Below are 18,672 nucleotides of genomic sequence, written 5' to 3' on the forward strand. Positions count from 1 at the left end.
GGCGAGCCTCGACGATCCCCGCCTCGCTCTTGAGCTTGGTCTGCACGATTTGCCGGTTGGCGATGGCTCCCGTCATCATCATGACGTTGAGCTGATCCATGTAGGTGTTGGCGGCGCTCTCGACCTTTTCACCGGCCAGCCGGATGGCGAGATCCCGTTGCAGCCAGGCGGAGAGTTCGAAACTGAGGGCGAAGGTACAGCCTATCACCAGGGTGAGGGGGAGGAAGATTTTCCAGTTCAGTGACAGATTTTGCATCGTTTGCAGGGTCCATGCGCAAGTGGGCGAGCGTCAATGCCGGACGACTCTCCTCACGCTCGCTCGTCAGGGCGGGGGAGATGGTTCTCTATCGGCACACCCTACCCCATCTTGAGTAAATTATCTGTTAACTGGATCCATGATGGAGGTTAAGGATGGGTAGCAAAGCTGGGTTGTCTGAGCCTGGTTTGATCCAGCACAAACTCGGCATTAATTGATAGTGGTTATCATTTGCATTATTTCCATGCGGTAACCCAGCCAGTGATGACATTACAACTGACCCCGACCATGACCGGACTCGACACGCCGGATCCCCTCAAGTTTGCCTTCGGCGCCAAAACCTCGGCCCATGCCAGCCGAGGTGGCATTCGCCCCTTCACCCTCGACCATGGGGGCTGGCAAGCCTGGTGGCAGCAAGAGAGCGAGGCCGGGGAGCGGGCGCTCTACATCCATATCCCGTTTTGCCGCAAGCGCTGCAGCTTCTGCAATTTCTTCGAAAATGGCGCCAATCCGGCGCGCATGAGCCGTTACATGGCGGCCCTGTGCGCCAGCCTGCAGCAGGCGGCGGATACCCCCTTTGGGCAGAGCAAGCCCTGCTCGGCCGTCTATGTGGGAGGCGGCACACCGACCGACATGGCGGTCGAGGATCTGGCGCGATTGGCCAGGGCTATCCAGGGTTTTCCGCTGACCGCAGATGCCGAGGTGACCCTGGAGGGGCGTCTCAACGGCTTTGATGATGCCAAGTGGCAGACAGCACTGGTGGGGGGCTTCAACCGCTTCTCGTTCGGGGTGCAGAGCTTTGATACCCAAGTGCGCCAGCAGGCGGCCCGCTTCGACGACAGGCAGAGCCTGCTGGCCCGGTTGAGCGATCTGACCCGGGATGATGCCGCCGTGATAGTGGCGGATCTCATCTTCGGCCTGCCGGGACAGGATGATGCCGTGTGGCGCCAGGATATCGCGGACGTGATGGCCTGCGGGGTGCACGGCGTGGATCTCTATCAGCTGATCGCCATGGCGGGCACCAATCTGGAACGGGCCGAGGCGAGCGGCAAACTGGGCTGGGCGGCCGATGGTCAGCAGCGAGCCGCCATGTATGCCTATGGCGCCCAGACGCTGGAGCAGGGCGGCTGGCAGCGGCTCTCCTGCAGCCACTGGCGGCGCGGTGATGCCGAGCAGAGCCGCTACAACCAGATGGCCAAGCGCGGCGCCGAGATCCTCCCCTTCGGGGCCGGGGCCGGAGGCAGCGTGCACGGCCATGGCCTCATGTATGGCCGGGATCTGGCCCTCTGGCACGAGGCGCTGGCAGGCGGTGTGCGGGCGCCCGGCATGGTGATGGGGAAGAACCCCAATGCCCTCATGGACGGCCTGCTGCGTGGCGCCCTCGACAGCGGCTGGTTGACGCTGGCGCGTCTGCCCGCATCGCTGCGGGCCCACCTGCTGCCGCTGTTTGAGACCTGGCAGCGGCACGGGTTGGCGACGCTCACGCAAGCGCGGCTTGAGCTGACCCTGGCGGGGCGTTTCTGGAACGTCAATCTGCAGGCAGGAATGTTTGAGTACTTGCAACTCAATCCGCTGGCGGGATCTGATGCGGCGCCGGCTCCGGCCGACATGGTGCGCCATTCGCTGGTGTGACGGACAGGCGGCAACGACAGGGAAGAGGATAAAACGGGGGCGCTGCAAAGCGCCCCCGTGTTCAATTATCGGTTGTGCACCTCTTCCACCCGCACCTGCAGATGCCCCTCGGCGAGCGTGGTGACCAGGGTTTGCCCGGCGTTCACCTGGGCGGCGCGGCTGATCACCTCACCGCTCTGGGTGCGGGTGATGGAGTAACCGCGACCCAGAGTGGCGAGCGGGCTTACACCATCGAGGCGGGCGGTGAGCATGGCAAGGCGGTGGCTGGCCAGATCCTGGCGTTTGGCGATCAGCGCATAGAGCCTTTCTTCGGCCAGCTGATGGCGGCGACGGCCGGCGGCCAGCAACCGCTCCGGGCTCTTGCCTTGCAGGCGCAATTCCAGGTTGGCGAGGCGCCGCTCCCCCTGATGCAACTTTTGATTCATCAGCTGCTGCAGGCGGGCAGAGAGTTCGTCGAGGCGCTGGGACTGCTGCTCCAGCCGCCGTTTGGGATCCTGATGGTCGAGTCGTTTTTGCAGCAGCGCGAAGCCGTGGCGGGCGGCAGTCTGGTGGCGGCTTATGCCCTGTGCCAGCCGTTGCCACAGATGGGCGAGGCGCTGGATGCGGGCCTGATTGTCCGGCGCCACCAGTTCGGCGGCGGCCGACGGGGTCGGGGCACGCAAGTCGGCGGCAAAGTCACTGATGGTCACGTCCACCTCGTGGCCCACAGCGCTGATGACGGGGATGCTGGAGTTGGCAATGGCGCGCGCCACCGCCTCCTCGTTGAAGCACCAGAGATCTTCCAGCGAGCCGCCGCCGCGACCGACGATCAGCACGTCCACCTCGGCGCGGCGGTTGGCCAGGGCAATGGCCGCCACTATCTGGCCGATGGCGGCGCTGCCCTGCACCTGGGTCGGGTAGATGAAGACGGGGAGATCCGGCGCTCGGCGCTTGAGCACGGTCAGCATGTCGTGCAGGGCGGCGCCGGTGGCTGAGGTAATCAGGCCCACGGCGCGCGGTTCGCGGGGCAGGGGGCGCTTGCGGCCCTCGTCAAACAGCCCTTCTGCACCGAGGCGGCGTTTGAGCTCTTCGAAGCGCAGGGCCAGCACGCCATCACCGGCGGGCTGCATGGATTCGATGATGAGCTGATAGTCGCCACGCGGCTCGTAGAGGGAGACCCGCGCCTGCACCAGCACCTGCATGCCATCCTGCGGGCGAAACGCCACCCGCCGGTTGTTGCCCTTGAACATGGCGCAGCGCACCTGGGCACCGAGATCTTTTAGCGAAAAGTACCAGTGACCCGAGCTTGGCATCGCCAGGTTGGAGAGCTCGCCGGTCAGCCACACCAGGCCGAGATCCTGCTCCAGGATCATGCGCACTGCGCTATTGAGGCGGGTGACGGTAAAGACCTGTTGTTGCTGGCTGGATGGGTTGAGGCGATTCAAGGGGGATCCTGCTGCTGTGCCCCGGGCAAGGGGAGAAAACAATGGCGCCATCTTAGCGCAGTTCGGTGCAAGAGCCGAGTCCGGGCGTGGCCCGGTGCTCCTCAAGCCGGGTCAGCGCTCCAGTTCCTGCTCTATGGGAGCCTGTCGTCTGGCGGGGCTGACCACCAGCCAGACCGCGAGGCAGACGATGGCGCCGCCGACCACAAAGCCCTCAGTGATGGTCTCCCCGAGCACCAGGTAACCCCACAAGATGCCAAAGGGAGGAATGAGAAAGGTGACCGTCAATGAGCGCAGCGGCCCGATATCTGCGATCAACCTGAAGTAGATGAGGTAGGCGAGGGCGGTACAGATGAGACCGACCGCCAGCACGCTGGCCCACACCTCGGGGATGGCCCAGTTGACGGCGGGCCCCGCCGTCACCGAGTAGCCGAAGAAGGGCAGCAGGAACACGCACGCTCCCAGCTGGCTGCCGAAGGCTACCAGTTTGGCATCGAGGCCGCCGCGCTCCGTGATCCAGCGCCGGGTCAGAAACCCGGCGCAGCCGTAGCAGGCGGTGGCGATCAGACAGGCCAGCACGCCAGTGACCAGGTTGCCGCTCACATTCACCTCGCTGGTGGTAGTGATGAGGGTGATGCCGACTATGCCCAGCATGACCCCCAGCAATTTGCGCCCGCTCAGTTGCTCGTTGAAGCAGGAGAAGCCGATCAGGGCCCCCATCAGCGGCGTCGTCGCGTTCAGGATGGCCGAGTAACCCGCCGGCAACCAGAGTGCGGCGATGGCGTACATCAGAAACGGGATGCCTGAGTTGATGATCCCGAGCAGCATGGCGGACTTGAGCTTGCCCTGGAAGAGCATGGGGGAGCGCAGCAGTAGCAGTATGACGCCAAGCCCCACCAGGCCGAAGAAGACCCGCAGGAAGGCGGTGTTGACCGAACCAAAGGCCGGTGCGGCAATGCGCATGAACAGAAAACTGGCGCCCCAGATCGCGGCCAGGAGCAGCAGTCTCACATAATCCGATGTTCTCATCTTGCTTCCTTGAAATGATGGCCGCAGGCCAACCTGATGCGGGTCAGACTCGACATCATGCCGGGTACGGGCGTGGGATGGCAACTGCGTGTATGGGGGGCGTCCTTGTGCAAAAGGCATCACCCTGGGTGATGCCTTTTGCACATTGCCAGGTGGCGGGCGCCACAAGGCCGGGGTCAGCCTGCGTCCGGCTGGCTGACAAAGGCAATCTTGTGCAATCCATGCTGGGACGCCTGCGCCATCACCCTGGCTATGATGCCGTACTCGACCCGCTTGTCGATGCGCAGCTGGATCTCGGGCAGCTCCCCCTCTGCCTTGCCGGCAGTCTCCATCTGGGCAAGCAGGGCGGCCTCATCGACCTCCTTGCCGTTCCAGTAGATCTTGCCGGTGCCATCGATGGCGAGGGTGATGTCCTCCTTCTCCGGCTGATTGAGCTGGCTGCTGGCCTCCGGCAGCTCGAGCTTGACCGCATTGGTGAGCAGGGGGGCCGTGATCATGAAGACGATGAGCAGCACCAGCATGACGTCGATCATGGGGATCATGTTGATCTCGGAGAGGGGCTGATCGTCTCCGTCGTCCGACAATTTGCCAAATGCCATTACCCGTGCCCCTTCTTGGCTTCCCGCTCGGTCAGCTGGGTTACGTTGGAGGGGGCCTGCTCAAATCCCGTCACCAGCAGGGCAAACAGATCGTAGGCAAAGGCCTCGAGCGCGGCCAGCTTGAGGCGATTGCGGCGCACGAAGAAGTTGTAGACAAGCACGGCTGGCAGGGCGACGGCGAGGCCAAAGCCGGTCATGATCAGCGCCTCGCCCACTGGGCCTGCCACCTTGTCCAGGCTGCTCTGACCGGCGGCACCTATGGCCAGCAGCGCATGATAGATACCCCAGACGGTGCCAAACAACCCGATGAAGGGGGCCGCGGAGCCCACGGAGGCGAGGAAGGCCAGGCCGTGCTCCAGCCTTACCCGCTCGTGGGTAATGGCCTGGCGCAGCGCCCGCAACAGATACTCGTCCGGTGAACCCAGCTTGAGCGATACGGTCCGCTCCCCGGCCCGGTTCAGTTGCGCCACCGTCGCCAGCGCCGTGCTGGTCACGCGACCATAGGCCTCCTGCGGCGGGAGATGGGCCAGCTGGCGTTCCATATCCTGCACGCTTTCGTGCTGCCAGAAGCGGGTCACGAATTGTGCGTTGAGGCGGCGCTCGCGCTGACCCAGCACGATTTTCAGCAGGGTGTAATAGCAGGTGCCGAGGGACATCAATACCAGCAAAATGAATGGCAGCAGCCCCACACCGGTATTTTGACTGAGCAGATGGGCGACGCCCATCCCGTTGTTTGCGATTTCCGGATCCATATTCAAGCCCTTAATTTAAAAATGATGGTGACCTTTGCCCAGGCCTCAACGGCCGCATTGTTCTGTTTGGCGGGAATAAAGCGCCAGCGACTGACCGTCTTGCGCGCCGTCATGTCCAGCCGCCGATAACCGCTGCCCTTGTCTACCTCCACCGAGGAGGCGGTGCCATCGGCCGCCACCAGTACATTCAGGATGACGCGCCCCTCCTCACCCCGTCTTCTGGATTCATAGGGGTAGGGTGGCTCAGGGTTGTTCAGCCGCGCATCGCGGGCGATGGGAGCGCTGCTGCCAGCCCCGCTGCCGCTCTGCCGGGACTTGACCGGCGCTGTGCCACTGCCGCCTTGTTGGGCATTGGTCGCCACCGGCGTGGCGGGGGCCGAGGGCGCCGCGACCGGTTCTGCCCTGGTCACCAGAGTGGCCTTGGGCGTTGGTGGCGCCGGTATCCTGGGCGCGGGTTTGGGAATGGGTTTCCTGACCGGTTTTTTAACGACCTTCTTTTGAACCGGCACCGGCTTTTTGACCACGGGCGGCGCCGGGGCGGCTGCCGGCGCCTTGGCCGGCGCGTCATTGGCGCTGGCCTCACCGACCCAGCGGGCCGACAGGGTCAGCGGCAGGGGCGGGGTGATGGGTGCAGGCTGGTGTTCATAGAGCCACCAGAAGGCGGCAAGATGCAGGACGACCGTGATGGCAAGGCAAGCGAGGCGGGCGGATCCTGGGTGTGCGGTGGGCAGTGGTGGCCTCGGGCTGCAGGCATCCATCACTGCCCTCCATTCCAAATCTTCATGTTCATACTCAAACGGCTAGTGTGGTAGAGCCAGTACAGGGCACTAGCATGCCTGATGATGCCAATCACAAACAACAACCATTATCAATCGCATTTTAATCGAGTGATGCAATAGCCAGATGCGGGTCGGGCAGCTCTCTGTCGTGCGGGATCCGGTCTGCGCTGGCCAGCCGCATCCAGCTGGCCGGGTGAACCGGGTCGAGTGCCATCCGGAGGTGTGCATCGGGCGCCGGGCTATCAGTCACAGCTCCAGCAATACCCCCAGCTCCACCACCCGGTTGGCCGGAATATGGAAGAAATCAGTCGCCTTGAGGGAGTTGCGATTCATCCAGACGAACAAGCCTTCCCGCCAGCGCGCCATGCCTGGCAGGTCGGTACTGACCAGATTTTCGTGAGAGAGGAAGAAGGAGGCATCGCGCATGGAGACCTTCAGATCTTGCTGGGCACAGGCTTGGAAGATCTCCTCTATGGAAGGGGCCTCCTTGTAACCAAAGTGCGCCACGACTTGCCAGAACCCCTCCCCAAGGTGGGTGAGAAGGATGCGCTCCTTGAAAGACAACCAGGGCTCATCCTTTATCTGTATGGTCAGAAAAATGACCCGCTCGTGCAGGATCTTGTTGTGTTTCAGGTTGTGCAACATGGCATGAGGAACCACCTGCACCGACTTGGAGAGGAACACGGCCGTACCCGGCACCTGCAGTGGTGGATGAGCCAGCATGTTGTTGACAAATCCTTTCAGCGCCAGTGACTTGTGCTCAAGCTTGTCGAGAACCAGCTCGCGACCGCGCTTCCAGGTGGTCATCACCACTATGGTCAACAGCGCAAACAGGATGGGCAACCAGCCGCCGGCCAGGAACTTGGTGGTATTGGCGGCAAAGAAGGTGACATCGACCAGCAGGAGAGGGATTCCCGCGATCACGATCAGCCAGGTTGGCCATTTCCAGCGATGGGCGGCGACCACCATCAGCAACAGGGTGGTGAGCGCCATGGTGCCTGTCACCGCTATGCCATAGGCGGCGGCCAGATTGCTGGAGCTTCTGAACCAGAATATCACCAGCACTATGCCGGCCAGCAGCAGCCAGTTCACCAGCGGCAGGTAGATCTGGCCAATCTCATGCTCGGAGGTATGGCGGATCTCCTGGCGTGGCAGATACCCGAGCAGGATCGCCTGGCGTATGACGGAGTAAGTGCCGGATATGACGGCCTGGGATGCGATGACAGTCGCCATGGTCGCCAGGACCAATAACGGTATGGCCATCCAGGTGGGGGCGAGCAGATAGAATGGGTTTTCAATGGCGTCAGGACGGCGTAGCAGCAGCGCCCCCTGGCCGAAATAGTTGAGCAACAGGGCCGGCATCACCAGAGAGCCCCATGCCAGCCGGATCGCACCTCGGCCAAAATGGCCCATGTCGGCGTAAAGCGCCTCTGTACCGGTGACGCAGAGCACGACCGCGCCCAGGGTGATGAAGGCCACTCCTGGCCGGGTGAGCAGAAAATCGAGGGCATAGAGGGGATTGATGGCTTGCAGGATGGCCGGGTTTTGCACAATTTCCTTTGCCCCGAGTCCTGCCAGCACGCCAAACCAGAGCAACATGATGGGGCCGAAGAGTCGGCCTATTCCTGCTGTGCCGTAATGCTGAATGCCAAACAGTATCACCAGCACTATGAGGGTTATGGGCAAGACGAAAGAGGCCAGTTCGGGGGCAACCACCTGCAGGCCCTCGACGGCAGACAGCACCGAAATCGCGGGTGTGATCACCGCATCCCCGATGAACAAGCCCACCCCGACCAGCCCCAGCAACATGACCAGGGAGCGGGCCTTGGGCGACAGGCGGCGTGAGGCCAGGGAAGCCAGGGTCAAGATGCCCCCTTCACCCTTGTCATCAGCCCTTAATACCAGCAAGACATATTTAAATGAGACCACGATCATGATGGTCCAAAAGAAGAGGGAGATGATCGACAGGATCTCGGCAGGGGCCGGCTGCAGGCCAATATGCCCGGCAAAGCTCTCCTTCAAGGCGTAGAGCGGGCTGGTGCCAAGGTCACCGTAGACAACGCCCAAGGCGGCCAGGGTAATCGCCATGCGCCCTTGATGATGTTCATTGATCATCATGAAATTCCATTTCAATTCATAATGTTAATTATGATACGCGAGGTTTGGTCAAAGTGAACACAGTGTCGGACACCTCGATATTCCCCATGGCATCGGATCCGGCTGATCTGCATGCCGCCATCCGTTGCCTCGGCCATGTCAGCGTAGCCTGAGTCGCGTCAATAGAGTGTCTTGGCAAGCGAGGATGTGACCTTGGGGAGCTGGTTGATGACTGAGCAGGGGGCCTCTTTGCATAAAATCGCAGTCTGGCAACTCTTCTACCCCCAAAGTGCCCTTTTAGGACTGATAATCTTGTTTTTTTGGCCTTTTGGCACGTCAAACACGGGCTACGCCATAAAAAATTCAAAAAACTTCTTTACCAGTGACCAATCGGTGAGTAAACTTCGTCGGCAATATTTTACACCCCCACTTCCTCAACGGTGAGATATTGCCATGCTCAGGATTGCCAAAGAAGCGTTAACCTTCGACGATGTACTGTTGGTTCCCGCCCACTCCGATGTTCTTCCCAATACTGCCGATCTGCGTACCAAGCTGACTTCCTCTATCAGCCTGAATATCCCAATGATTTCCGCTGCCATGGACACAGTGACCGAAGCCCGTCTGGCTATCGCACTGGCCCAGGAAGGCGGTATCGGCTTTATCCACAAGAACATGTCCATCGAGCAGCAGGCTGCAGAAGTGCGCAAGGTCAAGAAGTACGAGAGCGGCGTGGTCACCGACCCCGTCACAGTACGTCCTGACATGACCATTGCCCAGGTCAAGGAGCTGAGCCACAAGAATGGCTTCGCTGGCTACCCGGTCGTGACCGAGGGCAACCTGCTGGTCGGTATCATCACCGGCCGCGACGTGCGCTTCGTGATCGATCTCTCCCAGACAGTCGAACAGATCATGACCCAGAAAGATCGTCTGGTGACAGTGCGTGAAGGGGCTCCTCGTGAAGAGGTAGTCGCCCTGATGCAGAAGCACCGTATCGAGAAGGTGCTGGTGGTCAACGCCGATTTCAAACTCAAGGGCATGATCACCGTCAAAGACTTCCAGAAAGCCGAGCGCAAGCCGAACGCCTGTAAAGACGAGCGCGGTCGCCTGCGTGTCGGTGCGGCCGTCGGTGCCGGTGCCGGCAACGAAGAGCGCGTCGCCGCCCTGGTGGAAGCCGGTGTGGACGTGCTGCTGATTGACTCCTCCCACGGCCACTCCCAGGGCGTGCTGGATCGCATCAAGGCGACCCGCGATGCCTATCCTGAGCTGCAGATCATCGGTGGCAACGTGGCCACCGCCTCTGGTGCCCTGGCGCTGGTCGCCGCTGGCGTCAATGCGGTCAAGGTTGGTATCGGCCCTGGCTCCATCTGTACTACCCGCATCGTGACCGGTGTCGGCGTGCCCCAGATCACCGCTATTTCCGACGCTGTTGACGCGCTGGAAGGCACTGGCGTGCCCGTGATTGCCGATGGCGGCATCCGCTTCTCCGGCGACGTGGCCAAGGCCATCGCTGCTGGCGCCAGCTGCGTCATGGTGGGCTCCATGTTTGCCGGTACCGAAGAGGCGCCGGGCGACATCGAGCTCTATCAGGGTCGCTCCTTCAAGTCCTACCGTGGCATGGGTTCTCTGGGCGCCATGTCCAAGGGCTCCAGCGACCGTTACTTCCAGACCGACAACGCCGCAGACAAGCTGGTGCCGGAAGGGATCGAAGGGCGCGTACCCTACAAGGGCCGCCTCAAAGAGATCATTCACCAGCAGATGGGCGGTCTGCGCTCCTCCATGGGATTGACCGGCTGCGCCACCATAGACGACATGCGCACCAAGGCTGAGTTCGTGCGCATCTCGGGTGCCGGGATGAAAGAGTCCCACGTCCACGATGTGACCATTACCAAAGAAGCCCCCAACTATCGGATGGGCTGATAAAACGGGGCTGCGGCCCCGTTTCTCCACCAGTTTTTATCCCCACACCAGCCTGATGCAGGAATAAAATGACTAAAGACATTCACCAGCACCGTATCCTGATCCTGGACTTCGGTTCCCAGTACACCCAGCTTATCGCCCGCCGTGTCCGGGAAATCGGCGTTTACTGCGAACTGTGGGCCTGGGACGTGACCGAAGAGCAGATCCGCGAATTCAATCCGAGCGGCATCATACTCTCCGGCGGCCCGGAATCCGTGACCGAGGCCGGCAGCCCCCGTGCCCCCGCCTATGTGTTCAACGCCGGTGTGCCGGTGTTCGGTATCTGCTACGGCATGCAGACCATGGCCGAGCAGCTGGGTGGCAAGGTGCAATCCTCCACCGAACGTGAATTCGGTTATGCCCAGGTGGAAGTGCTGGGCCAGACCAATGCCCTGCTGCGCAGCATCGAAGATGCCATCGCCCCCAACGGCAATGCGCTGCTGGACGTCTGGATGAGCCACGGCGACAAGGTCACCGCCATCCCCGCCGACTTTACCACCATAGCCCAGACCGCCACCTGCCCCCATGCCGCCATGGCGTGCGAGGCCAAGGGCTTCTACGGCGTGCAGTTCCACCCGGAAGTGACCCACACCCGTCAGGGTGCCCGCATGCTGGAGCACTTCGTCAAGGACATCTGCGGCTGCGAATGCCTGTGGACTCCGGCCACCATCATCGACGACGCCGTTGCCCGCATCCGCGAGCAGGTGGGTGACGATGAAGTGATCCTGGGCCTCTCCGGCGGTGTCGACTCCTCCGTGGTCGCCATGCTGGTACATCGTGCCATCGGCGAGCGCCTGACCTGCGTCTTCGTCGACAACGGTCTGCTGCGCCTGAACGAGGGTGAGCAGGTGATGGAGATGTTTGGCGATCATTTCGGTCTCAACATCATCAAGGTCGAAGCCGAAGAGCGCTTCCTCTCCGCCCTGGCGGGCGAAGATGAGCCGGAAGCCAAGCGCAAGATCATCGGCCGCGTTTTCGTCGAAGTGTTCGACGACGAAGCCAAGAAGCTGAAAAATGCCCGCTGGCTGGCACAAGGCACCATCTATCCGGACGTGATCGAATCGGCCGCCAGCAAGACCGGCAAGGCCCACGTCATCAAGTCCCACCACAACGTCGGCGGCCTGCCGGCCGAGATGAAGATGGGTCTGGTCGAGCCGCTGCGCGAGTTGTTCAAGGACGAAGTACGTCGTGTCGGTCTGGAGCTGGGTCTGCCCTACGACATGCTTTACCGTCACCCCTTCCCGGGCCCCGGTTTGGGCGTGCGCGTGCTTGGCGAAGTGAAGAAAGAGTACTGCGATATCTTGCGCCGCGCCGACGCCGTCTTTATCGAAGAGCTGCGCAAGGCCGACCTCTACAACCAGGTCAGCCAAGCGTTCGCCGTCTTCCTGCCGGTGCGCTCCGTCGGCGTCATGGGCGATGGCCGCAAATATGACTGGGTGATTGCCCTGCGCGCCGTCGAAACCATCGACTTCATGACCGCTCACTGGGCCCATCTGCCCTATGACTTCCTGGGTCACGTGTCGAACCGCATCATCAACGAGATCAATGGCATCTCCCGCGTGGTGTACGACGTCTCCGGCAAGCCGCCCGCAACCATCGAATGGGAATAAGCGGCTCACGCCCTTCTGCCTTTCGAGCATAAAAATGCCAAAAAGACGCCCTTGCGGCGTCTTTTCTTTTTCCAATCGTTTGCGCCTCAATTTTCCGTTCGCTAGCCGCTTTCTCGCCTCCTTGCCCCTGTCAGATATGACAGGAGGTGTTTTATGGATCTCGCACTAGGCTCTGCCATGCCAATTGAGACCGGTGCTGTGAGGCGGCGGCCGTGGCAAGAGGGGAAGCAGGGTGCCAGCAGGCCTTCATTCACGCTGCCGGCACCGGACATACTGGTACATGGTCGGTATGGCCCCCGGTGGAGTCCGGACACCACTTGAATAAACGGGGCGGAACCCGAACAGCCAAACGAGTAGGGACAAGAGATCACGGAGGGTTTGTTATGTCAGAACAAGCAGTGTTGTTGGGTGGATGGACCGCATACCACAAGCTGAGCGCAAAAGATCAGGCGGTATTTGACCTGGCACTGAAAGGATTTGTCGGGGTGCAGTACCAACCCTTCGAAGTCTCCACCCAGGTCGTCGCCGGTACCAACTACCGTTTCAAATGCAAAACCACGGTGCCGCTGCCCAACCCGATCCACGGGGAAGCCGTGGTGCAGATCTTCCAGTCTCTGGATGGCTCGGCCCATATCACCTCCATCACCCCGATCTGATTGGGTAGTGGGGCAAGACGGGGAGGGGGAAACTCTCAATCGATTGGCCCCAAACCCAGCAATAAGAAAGACGCCCTTGTGGCGTCTTAAGTTGCTGAAGGTGTTCGCTGCGCTCATTGGGACACTTCAAACTGCCCCTTAGCTCGGCGTTAGAGAACTAGGAGAACTTACAGTGCCCAAACTTGACGAATACCTGAAAAAGCCAGTGTCTGATCTAGTAGCGGACTCTCCTCGAGTAATTCCTGAAGAAGAAAAGGAGCGGCACAAAATTTACTCGCTTCTTTTGATGAGCATGGTCGCATTCAATTGGAATTCAAACAAACGGGGTGTTGAAGATAGTCTAAAACCATCGCTCTCCAAAGATTATGGGGGCAACGTACTACTTTCCACTTCTGAAAAACTAGTGCCACGAGGAAGAAGCCTAAAAGGTGATTACCTCGGCCATAACATCGCTGCGTTTGCGGTTGACAGAGATGGCTTCGTTATCGATTTTGACTTCAATCACAATGAAATTTTTAATAGCTCTACTCAGCACGCGGAAGCTCGTCTATTAAATAGAGTGTTTTCTCTGAACCAAATAAACGAATCATGGAACGTGGGATCCACCTCTGAAGCCAGTAACAGCTACGGTCAGTTGCTTCAGGGCGTAACCATCTATACATCTCTTGAATCATGCGCCCAGTGTTCGGGAATAATGACTTTAGGAAATGCAAAAGAAGTTGTCTATTTGCAAGAAGACCCAGGCCAATACAAGATTGGAAACATCATGTTCAGGCTTACAGAGACAAATGACCCGAATAGAAAGGCATTGGCTCCGCGCCCGATCCCAGCAAACACATTTAGCTTTAAATACTATTCATTGCTTTCCGAAAAATTTGGCGAATACAAAAAATCCTCTGGGAGCTCTAGCATCACTTCGTTCTTATGTACCGAGGCTGCATATTTGTTATTCCTAGAGGCGGAAAGTGAGTTGCATCAACTGGTGAGAGATGGATTGCAATTTCCGAACTGGAAGGCAAAGCTATCAAATGGTGCTGAAGCCAGGATGAACAACAAAGACGTGCTAGACGAATGCATTGGATTCTATAAATATTTTGCCGAAAAGGGGCGCAGAGGCACCCCCCACTGATTATCTAAAAATTAATTCAAGCGGACTTCCAAAAAACTGCACTTTTTGCGTCCGCTTAATTCAAACGTTAGGCTACATAAACGAAAATTATGAACACACAAGGCGTTCATGATCTTGAGTCAGCCGTACTGCATTGGCTTTGCTTTCAACATCTTTGTTGTCGCGGAGCACTGATGTCCGAATGCTGCCATGCCTCGTGACCAAGCAAAGAAAGGGACGATCTTCGTCCCGATTCTTCTCATGTTCCCGTTTTATATCGCCGCACGCTGTCGGGCGCTGCCTGATTGTCTGCTGACTCACTACCAATACTCCTGTTTTCCTCATCAGGCCGGACAGAAAAAGGCCAGGTTCACTCATACCTCGCCGCTTCCCAGGCGTGTATCGCCTGTTTGCGGGTCTCGCCCCAGTGATAGCCGCCGAGCCTGCCGTTTTGCTGGATGACTCTGTGGCAGGGGATCATCAAGGCGACGGGGTTGGTGCCCACCGCCAACCCCACGGCGCGGGCAGCCTTGGGATTGCCGACGGCGCTCGCCACTTGGGCGTAGCTCACCACCTTGGCGGGTGGGATCTGCAGCAGCGCCCGCCAGACGCTGATCTGAAAGTTGGTACCGCTCACGTGCAAGGAGATGGGGCGATCCGCCTTCTTGCTGCCATCGAACATGGTGTCGATGACCCCCTGGGTGCGTGATGGCGCCTCCCGCAGCTCCGCCTCGGGCCAGCTCTGGGCGAGGGTGGTCAGCGGCGCCTCTGGAGCCTTGTCATCGAGAAACGAGAAGTTGCATACCCCCCGTGGGGTCAGGGCGACGAACGCCTGGCCGAAGGGGGTGTCGTGCACCCCGTGATCGATAACCAGCCCGGCCCCGCGCTGCTTGTACTCGCCCGGCGTCACCGCTTCGAGCTGTACGAAGTGATCGTAGAGCCGCGAGCCGCTGCTAAGGCCCAGAGTATCGGCCACTTCCAGCAGCGGGCGCGACTCCTGCAGCAGCGCCTTGGCCCGCTCCAGGGTCAGCACCTGCAGATAGCGTTTGGGCGTCACCCCGGCCCAGCGGCTGAACAGCCGCTGGAAGTGAAAGGGGCTTAAGTGAACGTGCGCCGCTATCTCGTCCAGGGTGGGTTGGCGCTCCACCTGGCTTGCGATAAAACGGATGGCATCGGCGATGCGGGCGTAATCAGACATAAGGCGCTCTCACGATAGGTGTGTAGCCACAGGATCTTGGGTGCGACAAGGTCATGTGCGACAAATAGATACCCCACCATCGGCCAGCAGGGCAATGCCGGTGGTAAAGCTCGATGCATCGGACGCCAGATAAAGGGCCGAGCGAGCGATCTCCTCCGGTTGGGCCAGCCGTTTGAGGGCATGCATATTCTGCACAAAGGCGAGACTCTCCGGTGTATTGGTAAAGGTCTGCCCCATGGGGGTGTCGGTGCCCCCCGGCAGCAGGGCGTTGACCCGCACCCCTTGCGCCCCATACTCGGCGGCCAGCACCCGGGTCAGGCCAATGAGGCCCGCCTTGCTCGCGGCATAGGCTGCCATGCCGGGCAGCCCCAGGGTATGGCCGACGAAGGTGGAGGTAAAGATAAGCGAGCCGCCCCCGCGTGCCTGCATGGCGGGGATCTGGTACTTGGCCCCCACAAAGGCGCTGGTGAGGTTGGTATCCAGAGTCTCCTGCCACTGCGCCAGTTCAAGATCCTGTACGCTGCTCGGCGTGCCTGTGGTACCGGCGTTGTTGAAGGCGATATCGAGCCCGCCGAAACGGGTCAGCGCGAGATCCACCAGATCGCGGGCGTAAGTCTCGCTTCTGACGTCCCCCGCCAGACTTACCGCCTGGCCCCCCTCATGGCGGATCTCCTCCACCAGCAGATCCAGCTCTGGCTGGCGGCGGGCACCAACGACGACGCTGGCCCCTTCGCGGGCAAACAGGATGGCGCTGGCGCGGCCGATGCCGGAGCTGGCTCCGGTGATGATGGCGACCTTGTTGGACAGTAATGACATGGCAGTTCCCTCGCAGGTGTGTTGTGCGGACGCACAGGGTTGGTAATGGGTTGGAACCTCAAGGGGGTCGGCCCCACTCTGGTTTGGCCCCACTATGGCAACCGGCCCTCGCTGGCACGACCCGGATCTTGCTCTCTTTGCTCCCATGTCGCTTTGCTACACATCGATGCAGGCCTTCGTGGCAACAAAAGGGGCGATCTGCGCCCCGAATTCTTTATAATGCCCCCCTTTAAAACCGCCGGATGCAGGTTCGGCGTGCGCTGATGGCTGGCTACGCCATCAGGCAGATGATCAGGATTGAGAAACGGTTATGCATACTCTGGAACAGCTGCGCGCGGGTGAACTGTGCGGCGCCCGCCATCTGAAGCTCTGTGAAAACCTCACAGAGTTCCCACCCGAGATCCTCAGCCTTAAAGAGACGCTGGAGGTGCTGGATCTGACCGGCAACCAGCTAAGCGCGCTCCCTGACGAGCTGGCCGGGTTTAGCAAATTGCGCATCATTTTCTGCTCCGAGAACCGCTTTACCGAGCTGCCCGAGGTGCTGGGGCGCTGCCCGGCACTCACCATGGTGGGCTTCAAGGCCAACCAGATTTCCACAGTCCCCGCCGCGTCGCTGCCGGCGGGGTTGCGCTGGCTGATCCTGACCGACAACGCCATCGAGCAGCTGCCCGATGAGCTGGGTCAGTGCGAGGCCCTGCAAAAGCTGATGCTGGCGGGCAACCGCTTGACCGCCTTGCCAGAGACACTGGCCAATTGTCATCGACTCGAACTGCTGCGCATCGCCGCCAACCGGATCGAACGCTTCCCCGACAGGCTGCTCACGCTGCCACGCCTCGCCTGGCTCGCCTATTCCGGCAACCCCTTTAGCGAAATCGAGGAGGCGCGGGCCATCGATGTGGATCATGTGGCTCATATCGCCACTGTGCCGTGGCTGGCGCTTGAGTTGGGTGAGCTGCTGGGGCAGGGGGCCTCTGGCGTGATCCACAGTGCTACCCGCATCACCTGTGACGGATTGCAGGGTGACGGGCCGCGCTCGGTGGCGGTCAAGCTGTTCAAGGGGACTGTGACCAGCGATGGCTTGCCCCATTGCGAGATGGCGGCGTCGCTGGCGGCCGGCACCCATCCCAATCTCATCAGGGTGTTGGGGCGGGTGGCTGATCACCCCTCCGGCATACCGGCGCTGGTGATGGCGCTGATAGACTCAACGTTTGCCAATCTGGCCGGGCCGCCGAGCCTGGACTCCTGCACCCGGGACGTCTATCCGGCAGGGCTGTTGTTCACCCCGGCTGCCCTGCTCGCCATGGCGCAGGGCATTGCGGCTGCCGCGGGGCATCTGCATGAGCGAGGCATCATGCACGGCGATCTCTATGGCCATAACATACTGCACTCTTTACAAGGGAAGGGCCGGGTGCTGCTCGGCGATTTTGGCGCGGCCTCTTGCTACAACCGCACGGAATGCGTGCTGGCCGAGGGGCTGGAGCGGATAGAGGTGAGAGCCTTTGGGTGCCTGCTGGACGAGCTGCTGGCCCGCTGCCAGCCACAGAGCGAGGCACTGCAGGATCTTGCCCTGCTGGCTCGGGCATGCCTCTGCGAGCAGGTGTTGCAGCGACCCTCGTTCGCGCAGATCTCGGCCAGGATAACGGCAGTGGCGGCCATGATGGAGGCCGAGCCCGTCTGTGCCTGAGCCTGAGCCTGCGAGATTAGCGGGCATCTGACTGCGAGCAGGGGCTGCACAGCACGCAGCAGACTCCCATGACACAAAGATGTCAAAAAGACGCCTTGGAGCGTCGTTTCATGTTGCAATCGTTTTTCTGGCAAAAATCACCCATAGGCCCGGCGCAAGGCTTGCGTGCGCCGGGTTAAGTTGTGATATTGAGGCATCTTCAGGTAACAGGGGTATTAGGATGGAAGCTGCGTTTTGGCATCAGCGTTGGGAAGAGAACCGGATTGGCTTTCATCAGGCAGACTTCAATCGCTGGCTGCAATCCTGGTGGTCTGCCCAGCAACAGGATGAACCCGTGCTGGTGCCCCTGTGCGGCAAATCCCGCGACATGCTCTGGCTCAATGGCCTGGGCCACCCCATCGATGGCTTCGAGCTCTCGGCGCTCGCCATCGAGCAGTTTTTCAGTGAAAACCAGCTCACCGATACCCTCAGCGAGCTGGGCCCCTATCAGTGTCATCAGCACGGTTCCCTGCGCATCCATCAGGGGGATTTTTTTGCCGCCCCCGAGCTGGGGCGTCGCTACCGGCTGGCTTATGACAGGGCGGCGCTGATCGCCTTGCCAACGGAGATGCGCCGCCAGTATGCGGAGCTGATGAGCCGCCTGATGGAAACCGGTGGTCAGATCCTGCTGGTGACCCTGGAGTATCAGCCGGAGCAGCAGAAACAGCCGCCCTTCTCGGTGGGGGAGATGGAAGTGCGCACCCTGTTCGAGCGCGATTTTCGGGTGGAGGTGCTGGGCAGGGCGGCAGAGGTGGATCACCCCAGAGTGCTCTCCGGCCAGCTCTCCTATTTCGATGAAGTGGCCTATCGCCTGATCCGCCGGGGCTGAGGCGCAGTTGAAAGTGTGATCCCGCGCGACAAAGCCGCAGGTCACGGACTCTTTGCTACCTCCTTTGACATAGATCAACGTGGCAAGGGAGGGGAGTGCCTAAGATGAGCCTGTTTCTCAATCACTGTTGGCATCGGCAGATGAGCTCTGGTTTGAACCATATGGCCGATCATCAACTCAGTGTCTGATTTTCACGCTCATGTTCACTTTT

15 protein-coding genes and 1 pseudogene are annotated in these 18,672 nt (G+C 60.5%); 7 read left to right on the forward strand and 9 right to left on the reverse strand.

Features of this window, described 5'->3' with window-relative positions:
• Nucleotides 1-256, reverse strand: a pseudogene (locus BN1118_RS08235) (methyl-accepting chemotaxis protein); the annotation flags it as partial.
• A 264-nt stretch (nucleotides 257-520) separates the two neighbouring features.
• Here BN1118_RS08235 and hutW point away from each other — a divergent pair.
• The gene (hutW, locus tag BN1118_RS08240; RefSeq protein ID WP_043555466.1) at nucleotides 521-1,888 is read left to right on the forward strand and encodes a heme anaerobic degradation radical SAM methyltransferase ChuW/HutW; all 1,368 of its coding nucleotides are present in this window, start codon (nucleotides 521-523) and stop codon (nucleotides 1,886-1,888) included.
• 65 nt (nucleotides 1,889-1,953) lie between these two features.
• Here the strand turns inward: hutW and xseA are convergent, their stop codons facing one another.
• The 6 genes from xseA to BN1118_RS08270 form a co-directional block, all read right to left on the reverse strand.
• Nucleotides 1,954-3,312: an exodeoxyribonuclease VII large subunit gene (gene xseA, locus BN1118_RS08245; protein ID WP_043555467.1), complete on the reverse strand. Its 1,359-nt coding sequence runs from the start codon at nucleotides 3,310-3,312 to the stop codon at nucleotides 1,954-1,956.
• Nucleotides 3,313-3,423: 111 nt separating this feature from the next.
• Entirely contained in the window at nucleotides 3,424-4,338 is a 915-nt protein-coding gene (locus tag BN1118_RS08250; protein ID WP_043555468.1) for a DMT family transporter, read from the reverse strand.
• 176 nt (nucleotides 4,339-4,514) lie between these two features.
• The gene (locus tag BN1118_RS08255) at nucleotides 4,515-4,937 is read right to left on the reverse strand and encodes an ExbD/TolR family protein (RefSeq protein ID WP_043555471.1); all 423 of its coding nucleotides are present in this window, start codon (nucleotides 4,935-4,937) and stop codon (nucleotides 4,515-4,517) included.
• Nucleotides 4,937-5,689: a MotA/TolQ/ExbB proton channel family protein gene (locus BN1118_RS08260; protein WP_042871531.1), complete on the reverse strand. Its 753-nt coding sequence runs from the start codon at nucleotides 5,687-5,689 to the stop codon at nucleotides 4,937-4,939. Before BN1118_RS08260 ends, BN1118_RS08255 begins: the two co-directional genes overlap by 1 nt.
• A 2-nt stretch (nucleotides 5,690-5,691) precedes the next feature.
• Nucleotides 5,692-6,447, reverse strand: coding sequence for an energy transducer TonB (locus BN1118_RS08265; RefSeq protein ID WP_043555474.1), 756 nt, complete (start codon nucleotides 6,445-6,447; stop codon nucleotides 5,692-5,694).
• 267 nt (nucleotides 6,448-6,714) lie between these two features.
• Nucleotides 6,715-8,583: a potassium transporter Kup gene (locus BN1118_RS08270; protein ID WP_043555476.1), complete on the reverse strand. Its 1,869-nt coding sequence runs from the start codon at nucleotides 8,581-8,583 to the stop codon at nucleotides 6,715-6,717.
• 435 nt (nucleotides 8,584-9,018) lie between these two features.
• On the opposite strand from BN1118_RS08270, the gene guaB reads away from it, so the two are divergent.
• From guaB to BN1118_RS21095, 4 genes are all read left to right on the forward strand, one after another.
• The gene (gene guaB, locus BN1118_RS08275) at nucleotides 9,019-10,482 is read left to right on the forward strand and encodes an IMP dehydrogenase (protein WP_043140671.1); all 1,464 of its coding nucleotides are present in this window, start codon (nucleotides 9,019-9,021) and stop codon (nucleotides 10,480-10,482) included.
• A gap of 68 nt (nucleotides 10,483-10,550) precedes the next feature.
• On the forward strand, nucleotides 10,551-12,131 hold the full coding sequence (guaA, locus tag BN1118_RS08280) for a glutamine-hydrolyzing GMP synthase (protein WP_043555478.1): 1,581 nt from the start codon (nucleotides 10,551-10,553) through the stop codon (nucleotides 12,129-12,131).
• A 383-nt stretch (nucleotides 12,132-12,514) separates the two neighbouring features.
• Nucleotides 12,515-12,787, forward strand: coding sequence for a hypothetical protein (locus BN1118_RS08285; protein ID WP_043140676.1), 273 nt, complete (start codon nucleotides 12,515-12,517; stop codon nucleotides 12,785-12,787).
• 172 nt (nucleotides 12,788-12,959) lie between these two features.
• Nucleotides 12,960-13,916, forward strand: coding sequence for a cytidine/deoxycytidylate deaminase family protein (locus BN1118_RS21095; protein WP_156994856.1), 957 nt, complete (start codon nucleotides 12,960-12,962; stop codon nucleotides 13,914-13,916).
• A gap of 349 nt (nucleotides 13,917-14,265) precedes the next feature.
• Here the strand turns inward: BN1118_RS21095 and BN1118_RS08295 are convergent, their stop codons facing one another.
• Both BN1118_RS08295 and BN1118_RS08300 read right to left on the reverse strand, forming a co-directional pair.
• Nucleotides 14,266-15,093 carry a bifunctional transcriptional activator/DNA repair enzyme AdaA gene (locus BN1118_RS08295; protein ID WP_043555481.1) on the reverse strand — a complete coding sequence of 276 codons (828 nt, stop codon included), beginning with the start codon at nucleotides 15,091-15,093 and terminating at the stop codon, nucleotides 14,266-14,268.
• A gap of 51 nt (nucleotides 15,094-15,144) precedes the next feature.
• Nucleotides 15,145-15,909 carry an SDR family oxidoreductase gene (locus tag BN1118_RS08300; RefSeq protein WP_043555483.1) on the reverse strand — a complete coding sequence of 255 codons (765 nt, stop codon included), beginning with the start codon at nucleotides 15,907-15,909 and terminating at the stop codon, nucleotides 15,145-15,147.
• A gap of 310 nt (nucleotides 15,910-16,219) precedes the next feature.
• On the opposite strand from BN1118_RS08300, the gene BN1118_RS08305 reads away from it, so the two are divergent.
• The gene (locus BN1118_RS08305; protein ID WP_043555484.1) at nucleotides 16,220-17,593 is read left to right on the forward strand and encodes a leucine-rich repeat-containing protein kinase family protein; all 1,374 of its coding nucleotides are present in this window, start codon (nucleotides 16,220-16,222) and stop codon (nucleotides 17,591-17,593) included.
• A 220-nt stretch (nucleotides 17,594-17,813) separates the two neighbouring features.
• A complete protein-coding gene (locus tag BN1118_RS08310; RefSeq protein WP_005315341.1) occupies nucleotides 17,814-18,461 on the forward strand; it encodes a thiopurine S-methyltransferase in 648 nt (215 codons plus the stop codon).
• Nucleotides 18,462-18,672 lie beyond the last annotated feature (211 nt).

Origin of the sequence: Aeromonas bestiarum (genome assembly GCF_000819745.1) — a bacterium.
Classification (GTDB): Bacteria; Pseudomonadota; Gammaproteobacteria; order Enterobacterales; family Aeromonadaceae; genus Aeromonas; species Aeromonas bestiarum.

Coding starts and splice junctions, on each gene's coding strand:
- hutW (WP_043555466.1), top strand. CDS start 521: ATGACATTACAACTGACCCCGACCATGACCGGACTCGACACGCCGGAT.
- BN1118_RS08270 (WP_043555476.1), bottom strand. CDS start 8,583: ATGATCAATGAACATCATCAAGGGCGCATGGCGATTACCCTGGCCGCC.
- BN1118_RS08310 (WP_005315341.1), top strand. CDS start 17,814: ATGGAAGCTGCGTTTTGGCATCAGCGTTGGGAAGAGAACCGGATTGGC.
- BN1118_RS08285 (WP_043140676.1), top strand. CDS start 12,515: ATGTCAGAACAAGCAGTGTTGTTGGGTGGATGGACCGCATACCACAAG.
- BN1118_RS08300 (WP_043555483.1), bottom strand. CDS start 15,909: ATGTCATTACTGTCCAACAAGGTCGCCATCATCACCGGAGCCAGCTCC.
- guaB (WP_043140671.1), top strand. CDS start 9,019: ATGCTCAGGATTGCCAAAGAAGCGTTAACCTTCGACGATGTACTGTTG.
- BN1118_RS08305 (WP_043555484.1), top strand. CDS start 16,220: ATGCATACTCTGGAACAGCTGCGCGCGGGTGAACTGTGCGGCGCCCGC.
- BN1118_RS08250 (WP_043555468.1), bottom strand. CDS start 4,338: ATGAGAACATCGGATTATGTGAGACTGCTGCTCCTGGCCGCGATCTGG.
- BN1118_RS08260 (WP_042871531.1), bottom strand. CDS start 5,689: ATGGATCCGGAAATCGCAAACAACGGGATGGGCGTCGCCCATCTGCTC.
- BN1118_RS08265 (WP_043555474.1), bottom strand. CDS start 6,447: ATGGATGCCTGCAGCCCGAGGCCACCACTGCCCACCGCACACCCAGGA.
- BN1118_RS08255 (WP_043555471.1), bottom strand. CDS start 4,937: ATGGCATTTGGCAAATTGTCGGACGACGGAGACGATCAGCCCCTCTCC.
- BN1118_RS08295 (WP_043555481.1), bottom strand. CDS start 15,093: ATGTCTGATTACGCCCGCATCGCCGATGCCATCCGTTTTATCGCAAGC.
- guaA (WP_043555478.1), top strand. CDS start 10,551: ATGACTAAAGACATTCACCAGCACCGTATCCTGATCCTGGACTTCGGT.